The 1,494-nt window shown below is 71.8% G+C and carries 2 protein-coding genes; both read right to left on the bottom strand.

Features of this window, described 5'->3' with window-relative positions; genetic code table 11:
• Positions 1–95: 95 nt before the first annotated feature.
• The gene (locus tag CCN56_RS41285; RefSeq protein WP_107484330.1) at positions 96–1,034 is read right to left on the bottom strand and encodes a slipin family protein; all 939 of its coding nucleotides are present in this window, start codon (positions 1,032–1,034) and stop codon (positions 96–98) included.
• A gap of 45 nt (positions 1,035–1,079) precedes the next feature.
• Positions 1,080–1,494: aminoglycoside phosphotransferase family protein (locus CCN56_RS41280; protein ID WP_218779514.1), on the bottom strand; the 415-nt coding region annotated here is incomplete at its 5' end.

The raw sequence follows: 1,494 nt of genomic DNA, 5'->3' as shown, positions 1-1,494 counted from the left end.
GGGGGACCCCCTTGCCCCTGCGGAACGACTGCCCACAACGGGGACGGCGGCGCCCCGCAACGGGGCGGGCGCCGCCCGCAACGGCTCCGTGGAGATCAGGTCCCGCTTTCGTGGGGGGTCGGTTCGACCGACGACCCCGTCAGGTCCTCGATCGCCTCCTCCGCCGCCGCCCGGCCCTTCAGATACGCCTCGCTCAGCGGCAGCGGCAGCGGCAGCTGCGCCCCCGCCCCCGCCTCAGAATCCGTCGTCGCCGCCGCAGTAGCCGTCGCCGCCGTCGGCGTCGCCCGTTCCAGGAACCGCAGCAGTTCCACCGGAATCGGCAGGACCAGCGTCGAGTTCTTCTCGGCGGACACCGCCATCACCGTCTGCAGCAGCCGGAGCTGAAGGGCGGCCGGCTCCGCCGACATCACGCTCGCCGCCTCCGCCAGCTTCTTCGAGGCCTGGAGCTCCGCGTCCGCGTTGATCACCCGCGCCCGCCGCTCCCGGTCCGCCTCCGCCTGCCGGGCCATCGAGCGCTTCATCGTCTCGGGCAGCGACACGTCCTTGATCTCGACCCGGTCGATGGCGACGCCCCAGCCCATCGCGGGGCTGTCGAGCATCAGCTCAAGGCCCTGGTTGAGCTTCTCCCGGTTGGACAGCAGGTCGTCGAGGTCGCTCTTGCCGATGATCGACCGCAGCGAGGTCTGCGCCATCTGGGAGACCGCGAACTTGTAGTCCTCCACGCGTACCAGCGCGTCGGCCGCGTCGACGACCTTGAAGTAGACGACCGCGTCGACCCGTACCGTCACGTTGTCCCGGGTGATGCCCTCCTGTGCGGGCACGGGCATCGTGACGATCTGCATGTTCACCTTGTGCAGGCGGTCGACGATCGGAACGATCAGCGTGAAGCCGGGCGAGCGGATGTCGTCACGCAGCCGGCCGAAGCGGAACACGACACCCCGCTCGTACTGCTTGACCACGCGCGCCGCCGCCGCCGCGTACACCGCGGCCGCCGCGGCCGCGCCGGCCGCCGCCATGAGCAGGTCTTCGATCATCACGGCCCCCTGGATTGAGCCGAACGGTACAAAAAGGGTATTCCCCTACAGCCAGCTTGCGAACTCCAGGAGCAGCTCCGCGTCCTGCCGCCGACCCGCCGTCAGTGCCCGCGTCCCCGACTCGACCGCGCGGAACAGGGTCCAGCCGCGCAGCCGCTCCCGGTCGAGGTCCAGGGAGTCGGCCAGCTTGTTGACCCGCCGCCGGGCCGCCGAGGCCCCGGAGGAAGCGGCCACGAGGTCCTCGACCCGGTCCCGTACGAGCCGGGCGAGGTCATAGGCCCGCTCGCCGACCAGCGGCTCGGGGCCGACGGCCAGCCAGGGCGTCCGGTCGCCGGCGAGCACCTTGCCCTGACGGAAGTTCCCGTGCAGCAGCAGCGACTCGGAGGAGTCGGCCACCAGCTCCTCGCGGGCCGCGAGCGCCGCCGCCGTCAGTTCGGCGGTCGCGGCCCGCGAGGAGCTG

This window comes from Streptomyces sp. NRRL B-24572, assembly GCF_002156145.1.
GTDB classification, from domain to species: Bacteria; Actinomycetota; Actinomycetes; order Streptomycetales; family Streptomycetaceae; genus Streptomyces; species Streptomyces vietnamensis.
The sequence above is the reverse complement of the archived record's forward strand: the minus strand, read 5'-3'. Positions and strand labels throughout refer to the sequence as shown.

Bases quoted from the DNA above. Each gene is read 5' to 3' on its own strand.
- CCN56_RS41285 (WP_107484330.1), bottom strand. From the start codon at position 1,034: ATGATCGAAGACCTGCTCATGGCGGCGGCCGGCGCGGCCGCGGCGGCC.